General features: G+C 71.5%; 4 protein-coding genes. All 4 read right to left on the bottom strand.

The genetic code is table 11. From position 1 onward, the window contains the following. A partial coding sequence (locus EEJ42_RS34915; protein ID WP_148082137.1) for a glycoside hydrolase family 3 protein occupies positions 1-1,436 on the bottom strand: 1,436 nt, incomplete at its 3' end. A 40-nt stretch (positions 1,437-1,476) separates the two neighbouring features. Beyond that, complete coding sequence (locus EEJ42_RS34910; RefSeq protein ID WP_123106209.1) at positions 1,477-2,325, bottom strand: carbohydrate ABC transporter permease; 849 nt, start codon at positions 2,323-2,325, stop codon at positions 1,477-1,479. Positions 2,326-2,381: 56 nt separating this feature from the next. Beyond that, positions 2,382-3,287 carry a carbohydrate ABC transporter permease gene (locus EEJ42_RS34905; protein WP_123106207.1) on the bottom strand — a complete coding sequence of 302 codons (906 nt, stop codon included), beginning with the start codon at positions 3,285-3,287 and terminating at the stop codon, positions 2,382-2,384. Continuing rightward, positions 3,287-4,597 (bottom strand): ABC transporter substrate-binding protein, encoded by a 1,311-nt coding sequence (locus EEJ42_RS34900; RefSeq protein WP_123106205.1) that lies wholly within the window; start codon positions 4,595-4,597, stop codon positions 3,287-3,289. The genes EEJ42_RS34905 and EEJ42_RS34900 overlap by 1 nt, the downstream gene beginning before the upstream one ends. Positions 4,598-5,616: the final 1,019 nt, after the last annotated feature.

The following is a 5,616-nucleotide window of genomic DNA, read 5'->3' as shown; positions in this document are numbered from 1 at the left end:
CCGGCCGGGGCGGCGGGCGCGGGGCCGGGCGGGGCGCACCCCTCGGCGTGGCTGATCCGGGCGCCGGGCAGCTCGGCGCGCAGCGCGGCGAGCAGCGTCGGCACCTCGACGCCCATGGGCAGGTCGGGGTGTTCGATGCCGACGTGGCGGGGGAAGGTGTAGCAGCCGAGCATGGCGGCGGGGTCGTCGGCGAGCGGTCCGACGACGGCGATGCGGGCGGTGGGCGCCAGCGGCAGCACGTCCCCGTCGTCGGCGAGCAGCACCACGGACTCCTCGGCCAGCTGCCGCGCGACGGCCCGCATCGCGGGCGGATCGAAGTCGACGCCTTCAGGGGCCTCCGGCGACCAGTCCGGGTCCAGCAGCCCCAGTTCGCCCTTCTGGGTGAGCACCCGGCGCACCGCCCGGTCGACCAGGGACTCCGGCACCTCCCCGGCCCGTACGGCGTCCCGCAGCGGGGTGCCGTAGCAGCGGACGGCGGGGAGTTCGACGTCCACGCCCGCCGCGAGCGCGAGGGCGGCGGCGCGCCCGGGGGAGTCGGCGACGCGGTGGGCCAGCTCCAGGAAGGAGACGCCGAAGTAGTCGGCGACGACGGTGCCGGTGAAGCCCCACTGATCCCGCAGCAGTTCGGTGAGCAGCCACGGGTTGGCGGCGGAGGGGACGCCGTCGAGGTCGCTGTAGGAGTGCATCACCGAGCGCGCCCCGCCGTCCCGCAGCGCCATCTCGAACGGCGGCAGGATCATCTCCGCCAGCTCCCGCGGGCCGATCGAGACCGGTGCGTGGTTGCGGGCGCCGCGTGAGGCCGAGTAGCCCGCGAAGTGCTTGAGCGTGGCGATGATCCCGGCGGATTCGAGGCCGCGGACGTACGCGGTGCCGACGGTCGCGACCAGATACGGGTCCTCGCCGATCGACTCCTCCGTGCGCCCCCAGCGCGCGTCCCGCACCACGTCCAGCACGGGCGAGAGCCCCTGGTGGACGCCGACCGAGCGCATCGAGCCGCCGATCAGCGCGGCGGCCCGCTCCACCAGTGCCGGGTCGAAGGACGCGCCCCAGGCGAGCGGGGTGGGGAAGACGGTGGCGCGCCAGGCGGTGAACCCGGTCAGGCACTCCTCGTGGACGAGCGCCGGGATCCCGAAGCGGTTCGCCGCGGTGATACGGGCCTGGGTGCGGGCGAGCGCGGCGGCGCCCTCGGAGGGGTCGACGGGGGCGGTGCCGAACGGGCGGGTCAGCTGGCCGAGGCCGTGCGGGAGGAGGCCGTCGAGGTCCACGGCCTCCGCCACCTCGTGCTGGAGCGGCGCGACGTCCTCGCCCTCTTCGCTCTCCGAACCCGGCCACACGCTGTACAGCTGCGCGAGCTTCTCCTCCAGCGTCATGAGGGAGAGCAGATCGTCCGCGCGGTCCTCGGCGGGGAGGGAGGTGTCCTGCCAGGGGTGAGGCATGAAGCTCCTTGTGGTGAGCGGCGAACTGGGGGCGGCCGGATTATTTGCCGCCCACACCCATCAGACCGTTGATCAGCTGGCGCCGCGCGAACAGATACACGAGGAAGATCGGGACGATGGACAGCACGACCGCGGTGAGCAGCGCCGGGGTGTCCACCCGGAACTCGCCGACGTAGTCGTACAGGCCCAGCGTCAGCAGCCGGTTGCTCTTGGACTGGGTCAGGATCAGCGGGAAGAGGAACCCGTTCCAGGCGTGCAGCGCGGACATCACCCCGACCGTGGAGATCCCGGACCGGGACAGCGGTACGACCAACTGGAGCAGCACCCGGGTCGGGCTCGCGCCGTCCAGCGCCATCGACTCGTACATCTCCTCGTCGATGTCGCGCATCGTGCCCACCAGGATCAGCACGCTGACCGGGAGGGAGAACGCGGCCGTCGGCAGGATGACGGCGAGGAGGGTGTCGTACAGATGCAGCTTGGTGATGACCAGATAGATCGGGATGATCACCGCTTGGGAGGGGATCGCGAGCCCGAGCAGGAAGATCTGGAAGATCCGGCGGGAGGTGCGGCTGCGGGTGCGGACGACGCTGTAGCCCACGGTCACCGACAGCACGATCACGAGCGCCGCGCAGACGGCCGTGACCAGCGCGGTGTTGAGGAGGTAGTGGAGGAAGCCGGAGGAGAGCACCCGCCGGTAGTTGGCGAGGGTGGGGTGGTCGGGCAGGGCCAGCGGGCCGTGGTCGATATAGCCGTTGCGGGTCTGGAAGGTGGCCGCGACCAGCACGTACAGCGGCAGTCCGACGATCACCAGCCAGATGAGGGAGCCGAGCCCGGCGGGATAGTTGCGGCGGGACAGACCCCGGCGGCGCCGGCGGGGGCGTGACGCCACCGGGGTCCTTTTCGGCGTATGGACGCCGTTTCGGGGGCGGCCGTGCAGGACGTCGGTCACATGCCCTCCCGGGTGCTGCGCATCGCGGTGAAGCCGGTGAGCCGTACCAGCAGCAGGGAGACGGTGGTGGCGACGACGACCAGGATGGTCGCGACGGCGCTCGCGTAGCCGAGGTCGAACGCCTGGAAGCCGTTCTTGTACATCAGGTACGGCATGATCGTGGTGTCGGTGCCGGGGCCGCCCTTGGTGAGGATCAGGACCGTGTCGAAGAAGGTCAGCGCGCCCACCACCATGATCACCGACGAGGTGACGATGGTGTTCCGCAGCTGCGGCAGGGTGATCGAGAAGAACTGGCGTACGGTGCCGGCGCCGTCGATCGCAGCCGCGTCATAGAGCGACCGCGGGACGGCCCGGGCGCCGCCCTGGTAGATCAGCGTGTGCAGCGGGATGAACTGCCACGCGGTGACGAAGAGGATCGCGCCGAACGCGCCCGTGGAACTGCCCAGCAGATCGCCGTCCTCGAACCCGAGGGCCGGGCCGATGTCGGCGATCAGACCGAAGTTCGGGTCCAGCAGCGACTTCCACACCAGCGCGAGCGCCACGGACGACCCCAGCAGCGGCAGGAAGAAGATCGCCGACAGCACGGCCCGGTTGCGCTGGTGCCCCGCCGCCCAGACCCCGAGCAGCAGCGCCAGCGGGGTCTGCACCAGCCAGGTCAGCACGGTCAGGACGAGGCTGAGCCGGATGGCCTGATGGGTGTCGGGGTCGTCCCACAGCCGGGTCCAGTTGCTGAGGCCGGTCCACTGCGGGGTGCCGATGCCGTCCCAGTCGGTGAAGGCCAGCGCGACGACGAGGACCATGGGGGCGACGGCGAAGAAGGCGAAGAACAGGGCGCCGGGCAGGGCCCAGGCGGCGCTCGGCCGCCCGACGCTCTTGCTGTGCCGGGTTGCGGCGTTGGCCATCACATGCCCTTCATGGCGTCGACGAACGCCGTCGGGCTCAGCTGGCCGTTGAACAGCTTCTGCACGTTGGTGTGCAGGGGCGGGGTGTACTTGGCGGGCAGCGCCTGGTCCCAGGAGAGCGTGAAGTCCGGGGCGTCCCGCACCATGTCGTACTGGAACTTCGCGTACGTGGGGTTCTCGTGGCCGTTCAGCAGCGAGGACGCGTCCGAGGTGGTGGGGACGTCGCCGTTGGCGATCAGCGCCTTGGCGTAGTCCTGCTTGGCCGCGAACTTCACGAAGTCGATCGCCGCCTGCTGCTTCTTGCCCTTCAGCTTTCCGCTGATCGACCAGTAGTTGGTCGGGTTGCCGACCACGTTCTTGGGGTCGCCGGTGCCGCCGGGGACGGCCGGGAACGTCGTCCAGCCGAGGCCCGACTTGGCGAACGCGGGCTGGTTGGTCTTCTGGTTCGCGTACTCCCAGCTGCCCATGAGGTGCATCGCGGCCTTGCCCTTGGCGAAGTACGTGGACGCGCCGTCCGCCGTGTAGTTGACCGACTTGTAGTTCTTGCCGAACGCGCCGCGGTCCACCAGGTCCTTGATGGTCCGCGCCGTCTTCAGCACCGCCGGGTCGCCCCAGGCGTCCTTGCCCTCGCTCTGGATCTTCTTGAAGACCCCGGCCCCGCCGAAGCGGTCCACCAGGTACTCCACCCACATCAGCTCGGTCCACGGGTCGGTACCGGCCACGACGAAGGGGGTGACGCCCTCGCTCTTGAACGTACCGATGAGCTTGAGGATGTCGTTCCAGGACTTCGGGGGCCGGGCATCCGCCTTCTCGAACACGTCCTTGTTGTAGAAGAGGATCACCGGCTGCATTCCGCGCATCGGGATGCCGTAGTGCTTTCCCTCGACGCCGCCCGCGTCGAGGATCGAGGGGATGAACCCCTGCTTCAGCGACGGGTCCTTCTTCATCGCGGGCCCGAGGTCGAGCAGCATGTCCTTCTGCACGAACTCGCTGATGCTGCCGCCGCCCCAGTTGAAGAACACGTCCGGGGCGTTGGGCGTGCCCATGGAGGTGCGCAGCTTGTCCGAATAGCCGTCGCCGGGCACCTGGGTGAGCTTGACCTTGATCTTCGAGGTCTTGTTGAACCGCTCGACGACCTGGCGCTGCACCTTGGTCGAGGGGTCCTGGTAGACCCAGACGCTGATGTTCCCCTCGCCCGACCCTCCGGGCCCACTGCTTCCGCAGCCGCTGAGCGTTCCCCCCACCACGAGCGCGGCTGCCGCCGCGAGGCCCGTCGCACGGAGGGATGACCTTGACCGAGGTATGCGCATCACGTGCCTTCCGGAAGTAGCCCGATAATTCTCGGAAGCGGTTGCGTGGACGGTATGGGGGGCCTGATGCGGTGTCAAGACTTCTGGCAGCGGGCAGCTTTGTCCCCCACCCCGCCCCTTCCCGAATCCGGGGGACACCCCCGGCCCCCCGCGGCCGGACCCGCGGCCCAGGGGCTCCGCCCCTGGCCCCGTTCCGGCACCCGCCCCCGGCCACGGCGGCTCGCTATGTGGGCTCCGCCCTGGCCCCCGTCACGGGGCTCCGCCCGGCCGCGGCCACGGGGGTACTGCCGGGCTCCGCCTCGGAGGCTCGCGTTGTGGGCTCCGCGCCCTGTCTCCGCCGGGCCGGCCCCGCGCCACGTGCCGGGGTGTTGTCCTGGGTCCTGCCATGGCGGCTCTACCGGCGCGGCTCGCGCCACGGGGTGCTCCGCCGGGGCTTCGCCCCGGGCCCGCTTCGCCACGGCGGCTCCGCCGCGTTCCGCGGCTCAGCACCTGGTTCCCGCTGGGGCATCCCCGGTGCCGCGAACCCGGGACTTGCCCCGGCCCTGCCCTGGCAGCTCAGCCTGCAGCTCGCACCACGGGGCTCCGCACCCGGTCCGCGTCACGGGGGATCCGCCGGGCTTTGCCCCGGGCCGCCAAGGGGGTTCGCTCCCGGTCTCGCCGGGGCTCTGCCCCAACCCTCGCCACCGGGGCTCTGCCGCTCAGCCCTGTGCCCCGTACCCGCGGGTCTGCGCCAGCGCGGCGCCGCCCCCGGCTCGGGGGCCTGCCCGGTGCCTGCTCGTCAGCGTGGACTGCTGTTCCGGACGCCCTTCGGGCGTGTCCTCAATCGCCGGACGGGCTGGAAAATCCAGCCCGTCCAGAGGACACCTCCCAGCGGTAGCTGGGGGAGCTTGAGGACGGGGGCCCGGGGCGGAGCCCCGCAGCGGGGGCTGGGGCGCAGCCACGGGCCCGGCCAAGGGCCCCGACCGTGGGGCCCGGCGCCGTGGGGCCCGACCGCGGGGGGACCGGGGGTGTCCCCCGGG

It is taken from the genome of Streptomyces botrytidirepellens (assembly GCF_003721215.1).
Lineage (GTDB): Bacteria > Actinomycetota > Actinomycetes > Streptomycetales > Streptomycetaceae > Streptomyces > Streptomyces himastatinicus.
Note: the sequence above shows the minus strand (reverse complement) of the source record. Positions and strands in the feature narration are given on the sequence as shown.

What these genes read in the sequence shown, in the direction of transcription:
- EEJ42_RS34905 (WP_123106207.1), bottom strand. Translation starts at nt 3,287, where the DNA reads ATGGCCAACGCCGCAACCCGGCACAGCAAGAGCGTCGGGCGGCCGAGC.
- EEJ42_RS34900 (WP_123106205.1), bottom strand. Translation starts at nt 4,597, where the DNA reads ATGCGCATACCTCGGTCAAGGTCATCCCTCCGTGCGACGGGCCTCGCG.